Origin of the sequence: Bacteroides sp. GM023, from assembly GCF_014750685.1 — a bacterium.
Taxonomy (GTDB): domain Bacteria; phylum Bacteroidota; class Bacteroidia; order Bacteroidales; family Bacteroidaceae; genus Bacteroides.
Map to the genome: position 1 here is coordinate 752,930 of NZ_JAAXGE010000001.1, position 16,015 is coordinate 768,944.

Sequence of the window (16,015 nt, forward strand, 5' to 3'; positions counted from 1 at the left end):
GTCCAACTTTTGGGGTGCAGTTCATCTGTGGCGTGGGTGATTTATATTGATACAATCTTTTGAATATGTATCGGAGTTTATTTCTTTTTAGGCAACTCTTTCAGAAGATGGTCTACTGCTGCTTTCAGTTGGGCATCTTCACCTTTCAGGCTGGCTCCCGGTTCGTTGTAGACCAAAATGTCAGGTTGCAAAGTCTGATTCTCGAGATATTTTCCCTGCATATCCATGCAGCCTACCTGCGGAATACCGAATACGATAGACGGGTCTATCTGACGTTCCCACCATACGGCTGTCATGGTTCCGGCAACGGGCGTACCTATCAGTTTGCCGATACCTAATGTCTTATATACGTATGGAGTACCGTGGGCGTTGCTGTAATTGTCTTCACAAGCTAACATACATGATGGCTTCAGCCATTTGTTGAATGGGTCGCTGCCGATGTATTGTCCGCGTGGAACGAAACGCTGGTATTCTTTTCCGCTAAGCAGGGTTACGACATCGTCGTGCAACCATCCGCCGCCATTATGACGGGTATCTACGATAACCGCTTCTTTATTGCGATAACGTCCCAACAGTTCGGAATACATTTTGCGGAAACTTTGGCTGTCCATTCCTTTGATGTGTACGTAGGCGATGCGGCCACCGGAAAGTTCTTCCACTTTTTGGGCGCAACGTTTTACCCAACGTTTGTAGAGTAATTCGCTTTGAGTGCCGTAGCTAATGGCTTTTACTGTTTCTTCAAAACGTTTTTTAGTAGCGGGATCATATACGGTAAGTATGACTTTACGTCCTACTTTGCCTTCAAATAACGGGAAATAATCCGCATTGGCTTCAATGGCTTGTCCGTCTATCTTTTCGATGATACATCCTGCTTTTACATCCGTCTTTTTCTGTGTAAAAGGACTTTGGGCGAGGATTTCTTTAATTTTCAATCCTGCGCCATCGTATGATTCGTCATAGAATACGCCTAATGTGGCGGTAGGCAGTGCGCTGCCACCTGCTCCATAGCGGGCTCCGGTATGCGAGGCATTCAGTTCACCGAGCATTTCACTTAGCATTTCGGCGAAGTCATAGTTGTTGTTGATATGTGGCAGGAAGCGCTGGTATGCTTCTTTGTATCCTTTCCAGTCGGTTCCTTGAAGGTTTGCAACATAGAATTTGTCATTAACCTGCTGGTAGACGTGGTCGAAGATATAGGCACGTTCATCGTAAGGACGGTAATCGAAGAAAGCCTCAAAGTTAATCGGAGTGATTTTACTGCCGGCAATTTCGATTTTCTTCAGTTGTCCGCCTGTACACATAAAGATGTTCTTGCCTTCTTTATCGGGTATTAATGCACCGCCACCAACTCCTTTCAACAATATTTTAGTGGTGTTCTCTTTCAATTTATGTTCCCATAAATCATAGCCACCCTCAAATGCTGCAAGATAGTAGAGTGCGTCACCTTTCGGAGTGAGTACGGCATCACCGAGACGGGAAGAATTAACGGTCAGGCGGACGATACGGTCAAAACGGTTTTCAAGGTCGAAGGTAAGCGGTTTTACTTCTTCTTTCTTGTCTGCGTCTTCTTTCTTATCTTCTTTTTTATCGTCTTTCTGAGTTCCTTTCTTGTCTTTCTTCTTGTCGGCTTTTTCTTTTTCTGCCTTTTCCTTTTTATCTTTTTCGGCTTTCTCTGCTTTTTCAGCTTCTTCAAGCAAGGCGAGGTCTTCTTTGTTCATCATAAAGCGGTTGTAGGCATCTACATCGAAGAACATGATATAGGCATCGCTTTCGCTTCCCCAGCTACCATGACTGCGGTAGCCGGCACGGTCGCTGTTCCATATCATAGCTTTTCCACCGAGTACCCATTTGGCATTGCTGTCACCATATCCGCTTTCGGTCAGGTTGACCATTTCACCCTTTCCGTCGGCTTTGAGTAATACGACGTCTTTATTGTTCCAGCCGCCTATGCCGATGAAGTCCGAAAGAATCCATTTGCTGTCAGGGCTCCACTGGAACCATTGGTCTCCGTCTGCATAAGAATACTGATACTGGGCATCCATGACCGTGCGCACTGCTTTGCTTTTCAGGTTAATGACACGGATAGCGGTGCGGTTTTCGAGGAAGGCAACTTCTTTTCCGTCAGGACTGAATTGTGGTTCGAAAGAAGCTATATTGGATTTTGTCAGGCGTTCTTCCTTCAATTCAGTGGCATAGGTGAATTGTTTTTCGTCTTTACGCACGATGGTTGAAGTATAGAGCTGCCAAAGTCCGTTGCGTTCCGAAGAGTAAACTAACGTCCGTCCGTCGGGAGAGAAACTCAGATTACGTTCCTGGTCGGGAGTGCTCGTTATTTGCTTCGTTGTTTTATAATCAATGGAAGTGACGTACACATCACCACGCATGATAAATGCAACTTCTTTTCCTTTGGGAGAAACGGCGATGTCGGTAGCGCCATTCGACCTGATTTGACGGATAATGTCTTTGTCATTCTTGTCCGACAGGATGGTAACGTTTACTTTCTGCGTTTTTCCACCCGGGGTAAGCGTGTAGATTTCACCGTCATAGCCGTAACAGAGTTTGCCGTCGGTGGCTATGCTTAGAAAGCGAACGGGATGCTTGGTGTGAAAAGTGATTTGCTTGGCAGTTTCGGCTCCGGGAGTACGTTGGAATACGTTGAAAGAACCTTTCTCTTCACTCAGGTAATAGAATGATTTGCCATCGGGAGCCCAAACCGGTTCGCGGTCTTCACCGCCGAAAGTCGTTTGTTTTTGGTAAACGGTTGTCTTTCCCGGAGTATAGGTCCATATGTCACGGGCGATAGGGGAAACCTGATGCTTACGCCAGTAGTCTTCATATCCCTTTTTGTCCTGATAGAGCAATATTCCGTCTTTATTGATGGAAATGCACTCCATCGGCATGGATGAAAACATGGCGGGGCGTCCGCCTGTCACGGCTACTTCATACACTTGTTGGAACTGACCGGAAGGAAATCCGGCATCTTCGGTAGAGGGCGCGATATTAGCTGTAAACAGGATATGATTATTGTCTTTGTAAGCAATAGGCTTTTCACTGCCGGAGTGCGTGGTCAGGCGTTGGGGAACTCCACCGTCTTTGGATACGGTGAAAACATCGAGACTTCCCATACGGTCGGACGCAAAGGCGATTTGTTTTCCGTCGGGGCTCCATACCGGTTCTGTGTCGTAAGCCGGATTGGTAGTGATTTGTGTGGCACGTCCGCCGGTGGTCGGTACGGTGTAGATGTCTCCTTTGTACGTAAAGGCAATAGTTGTACCATCCGGAGAAAGGACGCAATGACGCATCCATAGCGGGGATTCCTGTGCTGCGATTGCTCCTGCAAAGCATAGGGCAAAAGCACTGAGTAGTAGCTTTTTCATTCTTTTTTATTATAATTGTGTTAAGTTCATCTTCACGATTTAAGGCAGTGCTTCCTTATTCTTATAAATCTTTCAGTAATACTTTGCTTGCCTTTTTATAGTATTCTTCTCTGGATTCTGTCAGCACCTTCCATTCGTCACTGAATTCTTCGTCTTTATCAATCTTGAAGTTTTCGGAACCGTAGGTGTCCAGTCGGTCGAGCAGGATGGCTACGTTCAGTTGATTAATATCCATTGACGGCTGGTAGCCTATGTCCTCGCTTTTAGTGTCGGTCACGACTTCATGTATCAAGTCTATCTCCTGTAATTGATAAAGTACCTGATTGGTGAGCCGGATTGGGATTTTATGTTCTTCCGATATTTCCGAGGCGGTATATGGCGGCTCGTTCTTTTCAAATCGTTTGGCGATGAGGGACATAATCAGAATAGAAATAAAGTCCCGGTAACGACGGCTGATATTCCGGGTGTCCTGGTCGAAGCTAAAACTTTGGATATTCTGTCCGGCGTATGTCAGTTCTGCACCGAACAGGCAGATAGTCCAGGATATTTGTAGCCAAAGCAGAAACAAGGGCAAGGCGGCGAAGCTACCGTAAATGGCATTGTATTTCGATACTCCCACCTGGCTGCTGATATATAAGTACTGGAATACTTGATAAGCGGTTCCTGCCAGGATACCTGCAATAAATGCATGCTTGAATTTCACTTTGGTATTTGGCATAAAGATATAGAGTCCCGTAAACATCATCCAGGTCAGCACAAAAGGTATGAGCCGTATCAGGAACTTCATGATAGGAGCCAGCAGTACGAAGTCATCCATTTGTTTGAGCATGGTGCTTACAAAGATGGAAAGACCGCCGGAGACAACAATCAGAATCGGCATTAGCAGGAACATGGAGAAATAATCCGTAATCTTGCGATACATGGAGCGTGCTTTCTTCACTTCCCAAATACGATTGAATGTGATTTCTATATTGCTGACCAGGTTGATGACCGTCCATAATAACATCACCAAACCTACACCAATGAAAAGACCGCCTTTAGTTTGTGACAGGTAGGAGTCGACGAAAGAGAGTATTGCTTCCGTGGTTTCTATATTTCCACCGAAACCATTGCGGAACTGATGTTCCATCAGATTGTCGAATCCGAATCCGCGCGCAATGGCAAACAGGATAGCCAGTATCGGTACAATGGCAAGCAAGGTGCTATATGTCAGAGCCGATGCTTTATTTGCCATCCGGTCTTTCGTAAACCGGTTGATACAGAGATAAATGGTCTTTATGATATTGTAGAGCGAGAACTTCGTTCTTGTCACTTCCCCTTCCGTAATGCGCCAAATGTCATACGTGAGGAATTTCCATATATCAGTGATTTTCTTCTTCATGGCTCATAGTTTAAAAAAAGAAAAAGCAGTCAGCCTATAAGCCGAGTTCTGTACCTTATATAAATAAGGTGCCTGTCATTTATCTGAGTGGCGTGTCACCACGACACTTTAGCGGTCTACCCTCCGACATGGAGCGAGCAACTCTCATAACGCCGGTTTACATGACCTTACAACTCCTAAGACGTACAGCCCGAATGTCACCATCCGACTGGTGGGCTCTTACCCCACCTTCTCACCCTTACCTCTCCCCGAAAGGAGCGGCGGTTATTTTCTTCTACGTTACTCTACCCTCGCGGACAGCTTTCTGTTAGGAAGTAGGATGCTCTATGTTGCCCGGACTTTCCTCCTGCACGTCAACGTGCACGCGACAGACCGGCCAACTGCTTTAGACTGCAAAAGTACGTCATTTATTTTGTTTTAGCCAAAGAAAGTATCACAAATAGAAATAATTTCTACCTTTGCTATTCATAAAACGTGATTCAATGAAGAAAAATATCCTCTTTTTCTGCTGCTTGCTGACGATTTTTGCCACAAGTCTGAAAGCACAGGAGATACGCCCCATGCCTGCTGATTCGGCCTATGGGGTAGTACATATTTCTGTTTGTAATATGCGCGAAGAAGGTAAATTTACCTCCGGCATGAGTACGCAAGCATTATTGGGAATGCCCGTCAAGGTGCTTCAATATACGGGCTGGTATGAGATTCAGACACCGGACGACTATACCGGATGGGTACACCGCATGGTAATCACTCCCATGTCGAAAGAACAATATAATGAATGGAATCGTGCGGAAAAGATTGTCGTGACCTCACATTACGGATTTACTTATGAGAAGCCGGATGAAAAATCACAACCCGTATCTGATGTAGTGGCAGGTAATCGTCTGAAATGGGAAGGAAATACAAGGCTTTTTTATAAAGTGTCTTATCCGGATGGTCGGCAAGCCTATATCCCGAAATCTATCTCGCAGCCCGAAACCCAATGGAGAGCTTCCCTGAAACAAGATGTTGAAAGTATAATCGAAACGGCTTATACGATGATGGGAATCCCTTATCTGTGGGCGGGGACTTCTTCGAAAGGAGTAGATTGCAGTGGTTTGGTACGGACAGTGCTTTTTATGCACGATATTATTATTCCGAGAGACGCGTCGCAACAAGCGTATCTAGGAGAACGTATCGAGATTGCGCCTGATTTCTCCAATGTGCAACGCGGAGATTTGGTATTCTTCGGTCGGAAAGACACTGCCGGACGAAAGGAAGGAATTTCCCATGTGGGTATCTATCTCGGAGATAAGCAGTTTATCCATGCTTTGGGAGATGTGCATATCAGCAGTTTTGAACCTGCGGATAAGAACTACGATGAATTTAATACGGGACGTCTGCTTTTTGCTGTCCGCTTCTTACCGTATATTAATAAGGAGAAGGGGATGAATACGACGGAGCACAATCCCTATTATTTGCCGCAGTAATTCCTTTGGCGTCTTGTCACATTATAACTTTGAAAACATGCAAAACAGAAGAGACTTTTTGAAAACGGCAGCATTGGCTGCATTAGGTTCGGGGTTAGTGGTTCGTCAGACATTAGCCGGAGAACCATCACCCTCTACGATTCATATAAATAAGCTCGGCTTGGGCGGAAAGATGAAAATGAAGTTTTTCCCTTATGAGTTGAAGTTGAGACATGTATTTACGGTAGCGACTTATTCGCGTACTACGACCCCCGATGTGCAGGTGGAAATAGAATATGAGGGAATAACCGGATACGGAGAGGCTTCTATGCCGCCTTATTTGGGAGAAACGGTAGAGTCTGTTATGAATTTCCTGAAGAATGTGGATTTGGAGCAGTTTAATGATCCTTTTCAGTTAGAGGACATTTTGTCATACGTTGACAGTCTGTCGCCAAAGGACACAGCCGCCAAAGCAGCGGTGGATATCGCCCTCCATGATTTGGTAGGGAAACTGTTGGGTGCTCCCTGGTATAAGATATGGGGGCTGAATAAGGAAAAGACGCCGTCTACCACCTTTACGATAGGCATTGATACCCCCGACGTGGTGCGCGCGAAAACAAAAGAGTGCGCAGACCAGTTTAATATATTAAAGGTAAAGCTGGGGCGGGACAATGATAAGGAGATGATTGAAACCATCCGTTCGGTGACAAACCTTCCGATAGCCATAGATGCCAATCAGGGGTGGAAAGACCGCCAATATGCACTCGATATGATTCACTGGCTGAAAGAAAAAGGGATTGTGATGATAGAACAACCTATGCCGAAAGAACAGTTGGACGATATCGCCTGGATTACGCAACAAAGCCCGTTGCCGATATTTGCCGATGAGTCTTTGCAGCGTTTGGCCGATGTGGCAGCATTGAAAGGCGCTTTTACAGGAATCAATATCAAGTTGATGAAATGCACCGGTATGCGTGAAGCATGGAAGATGGTGACATTGGCACACGCGCTCGGTATGCGTGTCATGGTAGGCTGTATGACAGAGACTTCCTGTGCCATATCCGCAGCTTCGCAGTTTTCTCCGTTGGTAGACTTTGCCGACCTGGATGGCAACTTGCTTATCTCTAATGACCGCTTTAAAGGGGTAGAGGTAATACAGGGAAAAATCACCCTGAATGACTTGCCCGGAATAGGTGTCATGAAAATCTAGTCTTACTGAATGAATGTCAGAGTGTTAATGACAACTGACATACAACGAATGTAAATTTGTCAGGTGCTGTCGTTAACCGCTGTTAAGCTCTAAATATTCTCTGTTAAAAGAGGACAAAAAAGAGTGACAAGTAGAATAAGTGAACGATATTTGTTATTATTTTAACGTCGTAAAAGTTAAAACAATGTCGAATATTAACATTTTAAAGAATTATAAATCATGAAACAGACAACAAAGAACATTCTGGGAGTAGGAGCAATCGTTCTTCTTAGCTCAGGAGTTGCAGGATTGACAACTTACAAATTGTTGCAATCCAACAAGGCTGCCACAGAGACATCTTTTAATGAGATGTTCAAGCAGAATCCCAATGTGAAATTGGCTGCTTTTGATGCTGTGAACGCTCAACCTATCGATTTGACCCAGGCTGCGGAAAACTCTCTTCATGCTGTTGTACATATAAGGTCTACCCAAGAAGCTAAAACAAGAACAGTTCAGCAAGCGCCGGACATTTTCGATTTCTTCTTCGGTGACGGACGCGGACAGCAACGTCAGGTACAATCTCAACCTCGTGTGGGTTTCGGTTCGGGAGTTATCATCTCAAAGGATGGCTATATCGTAACGAACAACCACGTAATTGATGGTGCTGACGAAATCAGCGTGAAGCTGAATGACAACCGTGAATTCAAAGGACGTGTCATTGGAACTGACCCGAGCACTGACCTTGCATTGGTGAAAATCGAAGGGGATGATTTCCCGACTATTCCGGTAGGAGACTCCGAAGCATTGAAAGTAGGAGAGTGGGTATTGGCAGTAGGTAACCCGTTCAATCTGAACTCTACTGTAACCGCCGGTATCGTAAGTGCGAAAGCCCGTTCACTGGGAGTATATAACGGTGGTATAGAATCTTTCATCCAGACAGATGCCGCTATCAACCAGGGTAACAGTGGTGGTGCATTGGTTAATGCCAAAGGTGAACTGGTAGGAATCAACTCCGTGCTTTCTTCTCCGACAGGTGCATACGCCGGATATGGTTTCGCTATCCCGACCAGCATTATGACCAAAATAATTGCCGACCTGAAACAATATGGAACAGTACAACGTGCATTGCTCGGTATCCGTGGCGGTTCTATCGGTAGCAGCTTGATGGACGATCGTCAACAGATTGACAAATCCGGCACTACATTGGCAGATAAAGCGAAAGAACTCGGTGTAGTGGATGGTGTATGGGTTTCTGAAATCGTTGAAAACGGTTCTGCCGCAGGTGCTGACATCAAGGTGGATGACGTAATCATCGGCTTGGACAACAAGAAGGTATCTAACATGGCCGACTTGCAGGAAGCTATCGCTAAACATCGTCCCGGCGATAAGGTGAAAGTGAAACTGATGCGCAACAAGAAGGAAAAGACCGTTGAAGTAACGTTGAAGAACGAGCAGGGTACTACCAAGATTGTGAAGGACGCAGGTATGGAAATCCTGGGAGCTGCTTTCAAAGAGTTGCCGGATGACGTAAAGAAACAATTGAATTTGGGCTACGGTCTGCAAGTGACAGGAGTTTCTGCCGGTAAGATGTCAGACGCAGGTGTTCGCAAAGGATTTATCATCCTGAAAGCCAACGACCAGCCGATGCGCAAAGTCAGCGACCTTGAAGAGGTTATGAAAGCTGCTGTTAAATCACCGAACCAGGTATTGTTCTTGACAGGCGTGTTCCCGTCAGGTAAACGTGGATACTTCGCAGTTGATTTGACACAGGAGTAAAATATAAAATAAGGTAAGAAGATTGTAGGATAAGCTAATGAAATAGAAAAAGGATGCCGACGGACAACTTGTCGGCATCTCTTTTTGTTTTATTAGTAGAAAAATATAATGTAAAAGTTGCTTAAATTTGTATGTTAACAAATAATTTGTCGTAACTTTGCACTCCAAATCTGTTTTTAAAGAATGAGACAACTAAAGATTACCAAAAGTATCACTAACAGAGAGAGCGCTTCTCTTGACAAGTATTTGCAGGAAATCGGTCGCGAAGACCTTATTACTGTCGAGGAAGAAGTAGAACTCGCTCAACGCATTCGTAAGGGTGACCGTGTAGCATTAGAGAAACTGACACGTGCCAATCTTCGTTTCGTCGTATCTGTGGCCAAACAGTACCAGAACCAGGGTTTGAGTTTGCCTGACTTGATTAATGAGGGCAATTTAGGACTGATTAAGGCTGCCGAAAAGTTTGATGAAACACGTGGCTTCAAGTTTATCAGCTACGCTGTGTGGTGGATTCGCCAGTCTATTCTGCAAGCATTGGCAGAGCAGTCGCGTATTGTTCGTCTCCCGTTGAACCAGGTAGGTTCGCTGAATAAAATCAGCAAAGCCTTCTCGAAGTTTGAACAGGAAAACGAGCGGCGTCCGTCTCCCGAAGAGTTGGCAGACGAACTGGAAATTCCGGTTGATAAAATCTCTGATACGCTGAAGGTATCCGGCCGTCATATTTCGGTGGATGCACCTTTCGTGGAAGGAGAAGACAACAGCCTGCTGGATGTGTTGGTGAACGACGACTCGCCTATGGCGGACCGTTCTCTTGTTAATGAGTCTCTTGCGAGGGAAATTGATAGAGCTCTTTCTACGTTAACCGATAGAGAAAAAGAAATCATTCAGATGTTTTTCGGTATCGGACAACAAGAAATGACATTAGAAGAAATCGGCGATAAATTCGGCCTCACACGTGAGCGCGTTCGCCAGATTAAAGAAAAAGCTATTAGAAGACTTAGACAAAGTAATCGTAGTAAATTGCTCAAATCTTACTTGGGATAAGTAAGGAATATCAGTTTCTGAAAGAAAAAAGAATTTAAGCCGCATAAGTCGCACTTTTCATATAGAAGAATGTACTTATGCGGCTTTTTATTTTAAGTATCGTCTGTTGTTTCTGTCTTAATACTATGGTGTTTTTATGAAGAAGTTTATTTTAATCCTGTCTATTCTTATCATCCTGGGAGTGGGGTGGGTGGCATACGGAAGATGTACCGCTTCTGAATCTGTTGTGCCTGTTAAAACCGAACAGCGTTTGCGTGAAAAAGCGCAAGCGGCAAAAGCTTATTGCTCGAAAAACGGATATAATACGAATTATTGCTTCCTGGTGGATTTTAGCCTGCATTCAGGCAAAAGGCGGTTTTTCGTTTGGGATATGAAAGGGGATTCTATCAAATATGCCAGTCTCTGTGCGCATGGATACGGCAAGAACAGCACGGTTTCCAAACCTGTTTTCAGTAATGTGGAAGGGAGCTATTGTTCTTCTTTGGGAAAGTATAAGGTCGGCATACGTTCGTATAGTAAATGGGGAATCAATGTGCATTACAAACTGCACGGTTTGGAAACTACGAATGATAATGCTTTCAAACGTATTGTCGTCCTTCATTCTTATACGCCTTTGCCCGAAACGGAAGTCTATCCCATGCATATTCCGCTAGGTATCAGCCAAGGATGTCCTGTAATCTCCGATAACGTGATGAGGAAAGTAGATGCATTGCTCAAGGCGGAAAAGAAGCCTGTGCTGCTATGGGTCTATGACTAAGAAATGCTATTTCTTCAAGATAAATAGAGGATATCTCCTCTTTTTTGTTACCTTTGCCACAATTAAAATTATATGATATGAAATACGTAAAAATACTATTTGCCATTGCACTTGTGTTTACCATGTGCTCCGCTTTTTCTCTGAAAAAAGACCACTCTAAACCTGTTTATGCTTTTGGAATCTCTGCGTCATTTACTGATTCGGTTGTTTATTTCACGGATATTCAGATATTGGACAGTGCAAAAGTCAGCAAGGAAGGTTTCCTGGCTCATCGTGAATTGTATAGTTATCAGCTAAAGAATTATTTGGAAGACAATCAGTTGCAGCAGAATAGCACCTGTATGATTTACTTCTCAGAAAACAGGAAGAAACTGGAGAAGGAAGCAACGAAGATTCTGAATAAATATAAGAGGAATAAGAGAATAACGGTATCGAAGATTGAGTCGGAAAAATTTCACTTTACGAAACCGGAAGAATAATAGTTGAATTGTTAATATGATAAGAGATGCAGTTTTGCATCTCTTATTTTTTTATCTTTGTCCTGTTAGAAATGAGAAATATTATGAAAAAGATTAAAATATTATCCTTTTTGTTCAGTGTTGCAATGTTGGTGCTGGCTTGTCACGATGATGAAGAAGGTCCTGTTGTTCCTCAACCACGCGAACAGGTAGGACGTACCGTACTGGTCTATATTGTAGGGGATAATGGTGCCAATGAATTGTCAGAGCTCTTTAAGACTAATTTTAGGGACATGAAAAAGGGGATGGAAGAGGTTGACTATTCCAAGTGTAATTTGGTCGTTTATAGTGAAATGGTTGATGATGTTCCTCATCTTATTTCACTAAAAAAGAAGAATGGAAAAGTGGTGGCAGATACTCTTTTTACTTATACAGAACAAAATCCTTTGGATAAGAATGTGATGTCTAATGTTATTTCTCAAACGATCAATTACTTCCCTGCAGATAGTTATGGTTTTGTTTTTCTATCTCATAGTTCTTCGTGGGTGCCGGCTACTAAAGACGCTAATTCTCGTTCAATTGGATACTATCGTCGAACTCAAATGAATATCCCGGATTTTCGTGAAGTGTTATTATCTTCTTTTCCTAAACCTTTGAAATTTATTTTATTTGATTCGTGTTCTATGCAGGCTGTTGAAGTAGCTTATGAGTTACGTGACTGTGCAGAGTACTTTATTGGTTCGCCTACTGAAATTCCAGGACCTGGAGCTCCTTATAGTGCGGTTGTGCCGGAAATGTTTACTGAAAATAATCTGCCTGTTAATATCGCAAATGCTTATTTTGGCTATTATGAAAGATATTATACAGGCGAAAAACCCAGTGCCTATGGTGATTGGACAGGTGGAGTTGCTACTTCTGTGATTAATAGCGCTGCTTTAGATAATTTCGCTATGGTTACCAAAGCTATTATTCCTAAGTATATTCAAGATGAAAGAGTGGTAGATCGTAGTGGCATATTGCTTTATGATTTTAATGATCATGCAAATTATGATTTTGATAATTTGATTCAAAACCTAACAGGGGGGAAAGATAATGCGGATTATCGGTTATGGCGTCAAGCCTTCGAAGAGACTGTTATATATTCGAAGACTACCTCCAAAAATTATTCGGGAATAACCTGGCAAATGTTTTCTATGGAAAAAGCAGAAGGACTTTCTACATATATACCTAACGGGATGCATAATTCAACAATGAATAATTTTTATCGAACTTTGCAATGGTATTCCGCTGCCGGATGGGATAAAACAGGTTGGTAATTGAATTGAATGATACTTTGCTATGAATACACAAAATCTTACTCCTTTGATACCGCAAAAAGACAGACAAATTCATGGCTGGCTTTCATTTTTTCTTTTTGTTGTAGGTTTAGGCGCGGCAATAACGGTTGTTGTTTCTATTGCGGATTTTTCTTTAGATGCTTATGATACGGGAGGAGGGGTTTTCTTAGCCTATTTTATAGCGTTAGTTGATATTGCTTACACTTTAGGAATTGGTGGGCTAGCTATTTATACTATACTAGCCTTTCTTAATAAACGATCGAATGCGGTCTTCTTAGGTAAAAGCTATCTTATTGTGATTTTCCTTTCCAATGTTTTACTTTTATTGGGTGGTGATTATGATGATTATGGTCTGGGAAGTTTTCCTCAGATTATGAAAGCTTTGATTTGGGGGATTATTTGGTTTGTTTATCTTTGTTTATCAGAACAAGTTTCTGATTTGTTTCCCAAAGAAGAACGGAAAATTTTAAGTAGGGATAAATATATAGTTGGTTCTTTAATGTTAACTCCTGTAATTCTATGGGGTATTTTGCTATTAGCTTATTTGGGTAATGTTCAAACTCCAATGAATGTGTCTTTGGAACATGGTGAGTATAGTGATGGTACTGTTGTTTTTCATGCGCCTGAAAATGCTCTTTGTGAGAAGACGGATACACTTGGCAGTGTGTATCATTCTTTTGCAATTGGTGATAGCATATGGGGAACTGTGATGGGAGTTTATGATACTAATACCAGCGAAGAATATTTCAAAGAGTGTGTTGATTCATGGCGTGATGCGGAATTAGATGGCTACGACTTCTCTGTTATTGATATACATAAAGAAGTGATTAATGCAAGTATTATGTGCATGCAATCTGTAAAGTATGAAACTCGTCCTTCGTTAATTTGGCAATTCTCTATATTGTTCAGTCCTGAAACGGGTAAGGCGTGCATTGTTTCTTTGTATTCCACCACAGAGGAGATTGAAAATATAATGAATGTTCTTATATCTTCAGTGCGTTTTAAATAGATATATCTGAACAGGCAACAGTTTGGCTTATAACTCGAATTTGCGTTTCACGGAAAAAAAAGTTTATTGCTATTTTGCTACCATGCTCCCACTATTTGTCTGAATCTGTTTATTCATCGATATTTTAGCTATGGTAGTAACTATGGTAGCAGAGTGAGAGCAACTTTTTGCTCCCACTCTAAAAAAAGACATTGTATATGTAATGGATTTGTAATCAGTATGATGTGTGTATTATGGCATTAAATCAACATACTTCATTCGGGCTATTTTTCGTACTTTATTTGCTTCATATAGCCTATAATCTTATGCTTTTTTTGAGTTTTTAGTACCTGTTTATTGTCTTTTTCTCCTATATATTATATGTCAATTCCTGCGTATTATATGTCAATCCTTTGAGCGTCTTGTATTAACTCCTAATGCTTTTCAAAGGCTCACAGTTATAAACAAATGAGCTCACAGCTGTAAGCATATTTGTTCACAGCTGTTAACTTGCTTATTCACGGCTGTGAGCTCCTAATAACAATTAAGCAAAAACATATAAACTATAAGAAGATTACTTATGAAATGCCTATGGATAGAAGATAGAATACGTAATAATGAACCAAGTTGTAAGTGGTTTATGCCTGAATAATCTAAGCTGGTAGGGCCGTTAATATTTACTTCTCTTTGAGAAAACGAACAATTTTGTTTGTCGTGTTTATTTCTCTATTAATATTGTTTGCTTGCTAAATATAAATTGCTACTTTTGTCGTAGTTTACTTTCGAGCGATGAAAGTTACTTTTAATAATTTTATTGAGAACGGTTATTTGTTGCATTCAATCATAAAAATCCGCTAATTTTATCCACGAATGACAATGAGTGACAGGTCTCACGCATCTTTTGCATATATACTTTGTTATATACTCAATTGGGCGTGGGGCTATCACTTGTGTCGTGGAGGGGTCTTAGCGGATACCTATGGTTGACATGAACTGATAGTTCCCGCGCTCTCTTTTTATAATCTCGCACCACCGGGAACTGATGCGGTAATCTACATAAAATTATGTCCGGAGATTTTAACCGAATCATTATCCAGTTAATCCAGCGTCCTGTAATGAACTGGTCTATTTCAGATTTAACCGTTCGTGAATGCGAGTATACCTATGCTTTGATAAAGGAGTTAGTGGATATATCAGTAGAAGAAGATTATACCTTATTGGATTATATCCAGATGGCGCGTCTTGAGTATTGTCTGGGCGAACTGTCCTGCCGGATAAACGGTAATGGTGAGGATGCCGTCCTTCATTACAGGGGTGCTCTTCGCTTGTTGGAAAAAGGTGGTTTCGATCTTGGCTTGAAGAAATGGGTTGGACTTGTCAGCTTACGTATAGAGGGTTTATCAGAAGGATAAATAATAATTTGTCGTCTATTCATTATAGAGGATGTCCGAACTTTCTCTTTTCTCTTACGGGCATCCTCTTGCTTTTTATCCTTTCTTTTCCTCTTTTCTTTCTTCTTATTCCTTTTTTTTCTTGTAATTCCCGCTCTTTTTTTCTTTCCTTGCCTTTGTCTCTTTGCGCGCACTACGCGCACGTGTGAATATAATAATGTGTACTCCCTTACCTGTTCCCGCACACACTCCACCCCACATTGAAAAATATGTTCTACAACATCCTTATAATTCAACGAGTTAGCCTACCCATTCAAAAATAATTAGAAAAAAGAGTAGAATATATTTGGAGTATATCCCAAAAGGGAGTACTTTTGCACCCGCTTTCCAAGAGAAGAAAGCCTTGACAAAATGACTTAGTGATAAAGCGTAAGGTCGCTTAATAATAAGAACAAAAAAACTTCCGAAAAAGTTTGGTAGTTAAAATTAAACCTCTTACCTTTGCACCCGCTTTTAAAACGAAAGCAACAAGTTCTTTGAAATATTGATAAACAATACAAGTAGTACAAGTTAAAAAAAATAGAACCGTCAATACTTGTTTCAAACGCAGCAATGCAAATGAAACACAGGTATTTGAAAAGAGTCAATAAATTTTGTACGGCATCCTGAACAGAGCAACAACCATCCTTATGGATGATTAAAATAACTTTTACAATGAAGAGTTTGATCCTGGCTCAGGATGAACGCTAGCTACAGGCTTAACACATGCAAGTCGAGGGGCAGCATTTCAGTTTGCTTGCAAACTGAAGATGGCGACCGGCGCACGGGTGAGTAACACGTATCCAACCTGCCGATAACTCGGGGATAGC

Annotated in this window: 11 protein-coding genes, 1 rRNA gene and 1 other RNA gene; 10 read left to right on the forward strand and 3 right to left on the reverse strand. The window is 42.1% G+C overall.

What is annotated here, in order from left to right:
- Positions 1 to 77: 77 nt before the first annotated feature.
- The 3 genes from HC965_RS02910 to rnpB form a co-directional block, all read right to left on the reverse strand.
- Positions 78 to 3,377 (reverse strand): S41 family peptidase, encoded by a 3,300-nt coding sequence (locus tag HC965_RS02910; RefSeq protein ID WP_191030014.1) that lies wholly within the window; start codon positions 3,375 to 3,377, stop codon positions 78 to 80.
- Positions 3,378 to 3,438: 61 nt separating this feature from the next.
- The gene (locus HC965_RS02915) at positions 3,439 to 4,758 is read right to left on the reverse strand and encodes a YihY/virulence factor BrkB family protein (RefSeq protein WP_191030015.1); all 1,320 of its coding nucleotides are present in this window, start codon (positions 4,756 to 4,758) and stop codon (positions 3,439 to 3,441) included.
- 21 nt (positions 4,759 to 4,779) lie between these two features.
- Positions 4,780 to 5,142, reverse strand: an RNA gene (gene rnpB / locus HC965_RS02920) — RNase P RNA component class A.
- A 98-nt stretch (positions 5,143 to 5,240) separates the two neighbouring features.
- Between rnpB and HC965_RS02925 the strand changes: the two genes are divergently transcribed.
- The 10 genes from HC965_RS02925 to HC965_RS02970 all read left to right on the forward strand — a co-directional run.
- Positions 5,241 to 6,227, forward strand: coding sequence for a C40 family peptidase (locus HC965_RS02925; protein WP_191030016.1), 987 nt, complete (start codon positions 5,241 to 5,243; stop codon positions 6,225 to 6,227).
- 37 nt (positions 6,228 to 6,264) lie between these two features.
- Entirely contained in the window at positions 6,265 to 7,416 is a 1,152-nt protein-coding gene (locus HC965_RS02930; RefSeq protein ID WP_191030017.1) for a dipeptide epimerase, read from the forward strand.
- A gap of 219 nt (positions 7,417 to 7,635) precedes the next feature.
- Entirely contained in the window at positions 7,636 to 9,171 is a 1,536-nt protein-coding gene (locus HC965_RS02935) for a trypsin-like peptidase domain-containing protein (protein ID WP_191030018.1), read from the forward strand.
- 183 nt (positions 9,172 to 9,354) lie between these two features.
- Positions 9,355 to 10,215, forward strand: coding sequence for an RNA polymerase sigma factor RpoD/SigA (locus HC965_RS02940; RefSeq protein WP_002561589.1), 861 nt, complete (start codon positions 9,355 to 9,357; stop codon positions 10,213 to 10,215).
- 136 nt (positions 10,216 to 10,351) lie between these two features.
- On the forward strand, positions 10,352 to 10,972 hold the full coding sequence (locus HC965_RS02945) for a murein L,D-transpeptidase catalytic domain-containing protein (RefSeq protein ID WP_191030019.1): 621 nt from the start codon (positions 10,352 to 10,354) through the stop codon (positions 10,970 to 10,972).
- 77 nt (positions 10,973 to 11,049) lie between these two features.
- Positions 11,050 to 11,451 (forward strand): hypothetical protein, encoded by a 402-nt coding sequence (locus HC965_RS02950; protein ID WP_022136626.1) that lies wholly within the window; start codon positions 11,050 to 11,052, stop codon positions 11,449 to 11,451.
- An 83-nt stretch (positions 11,452 to 11,534) separates the two neighbouring features.
- Positions 11,535 to 12,746, forward strand: a complete 1,212-nt coding sequence (locus HC965_RS02955; RefSeq protein ID WP_191030020.1) for a clostripain-related cysteine peptidase — start codon at positions 11,535 to 11,537, stop codon at positions 12,744 to 12,746.
- A 22-nt stretch (positions 12,747 to 12,768) separates the two neighbouring features.
- A complete protein-coding gene (locus tag HC965_RS02960; RefSeq protein ID WP_191030021.1) occupies positions 12,769 to 13,776 on the forward strand; it encodes a DUF2569 family protein in 1,008 nt (335 codons plus the stop codon).
- 1,043 nt (positions 13,777 to 14,819) lie between these two features.
- Complete coding sequence (locus HC965_RS02965) at positions 14,820 to 15,167, forward strand: hypothetical protein (protein ID WP_191030022.1); 348 nt, start codon at positions 14,820 to 14,822, stop codon at positions 15,165 to 15,167.
- A 690-nt stretch (positions 15,168 to 15,857) separates the two neighbouring features.
- Positions 15,858 to 16,015 (forward strand): 16S ribosomal RNA (locus HC965_RS02970); the annotation flags it as partial.

What these genes read in the sequence shown, in the direction of transcription:
- HC965_RS02950 (WP_022136626.1), top strand. Translation starts at nt 11,050, where the DNA reads ATGAAATACGTAAAAATACTATTTGCCATTGCACTTGTGTTTACCATG.
- HC965_RS02930 (WP_191030017.1), top strand. Translation starts at nt 6,265, where the DNA reads ATGCAAAACAGAAGAGACTTTTTGAAAACGGCAGCATTGGCTGCATTA.
- HC965_RS02955 (WP_191030020.1), top strand. Translation starts at nt 11,535, where the DNA reads ATGAAAAAGATTAAAATATTATCCTTTTTGTTCAGTGTTGCAATGTTG.
- HC965_RS02960 (WP_191030021.1), top strand. Translation starts at nt 12,769, where the DNA reads ATGAATACACAAAATCTTACTCCTTTGATACCGCAAAAAGACAGACAA.
- HC965_RS02910 (WP_191030014.1), bottom strand. Translation starts at nt 3,377, where the DNA reads ATGAAAAAGCTACTACTCAGTGCTTTTGCCCTATGCTTTGCAGGAGCA.
- HC965_RS02925 (WP_191030016.1), top strand. Translation starts at nt 5,241, where the DNA reads ATGAAGAAAAATATCCTCTTTTTCTGCTGCTTGCTGACGATTTTTGCC.
- HC965_RS02940 (WP_002561589.1), top strand. Translation starts at nt 9,355, where the DNA reads ATGAGACAACTAAAGATTACCAAAAGTATCACTAACAGAGAGAGCGCT.
- HC965_RS02935 (WP_191030018.1), top strand. Translation starts at nt 7,636, where the DNA reads ATGAAACAGACAACAAAGAACATTCTGGGAGTAGGAGCAATCGTTCTT.
- HC965_RS02945 (WP_191030019.1), top strand. Translation starts at nt 10,352, where the DNA reads ATGAAGAAGTTTATTTTAATCCTGTCTATTCTTATCATCCTGGGAGTG.
- HC965_RS02915 (WP_191030015.1), bottom strand. Translation starts at nt 4,758, where the DNA reads ATGAAGAAGAAAATCACTGATATATGGAAATTCCTCACGTATGACATT.
- HC965_RS02965 (WP_191030022.1), top strand. Translation starts at nt 14,820, where the DNA reads ATGTCCGGAGATTTTAACCGAATCATTATCCAGTTAATCCAGCGTCCT.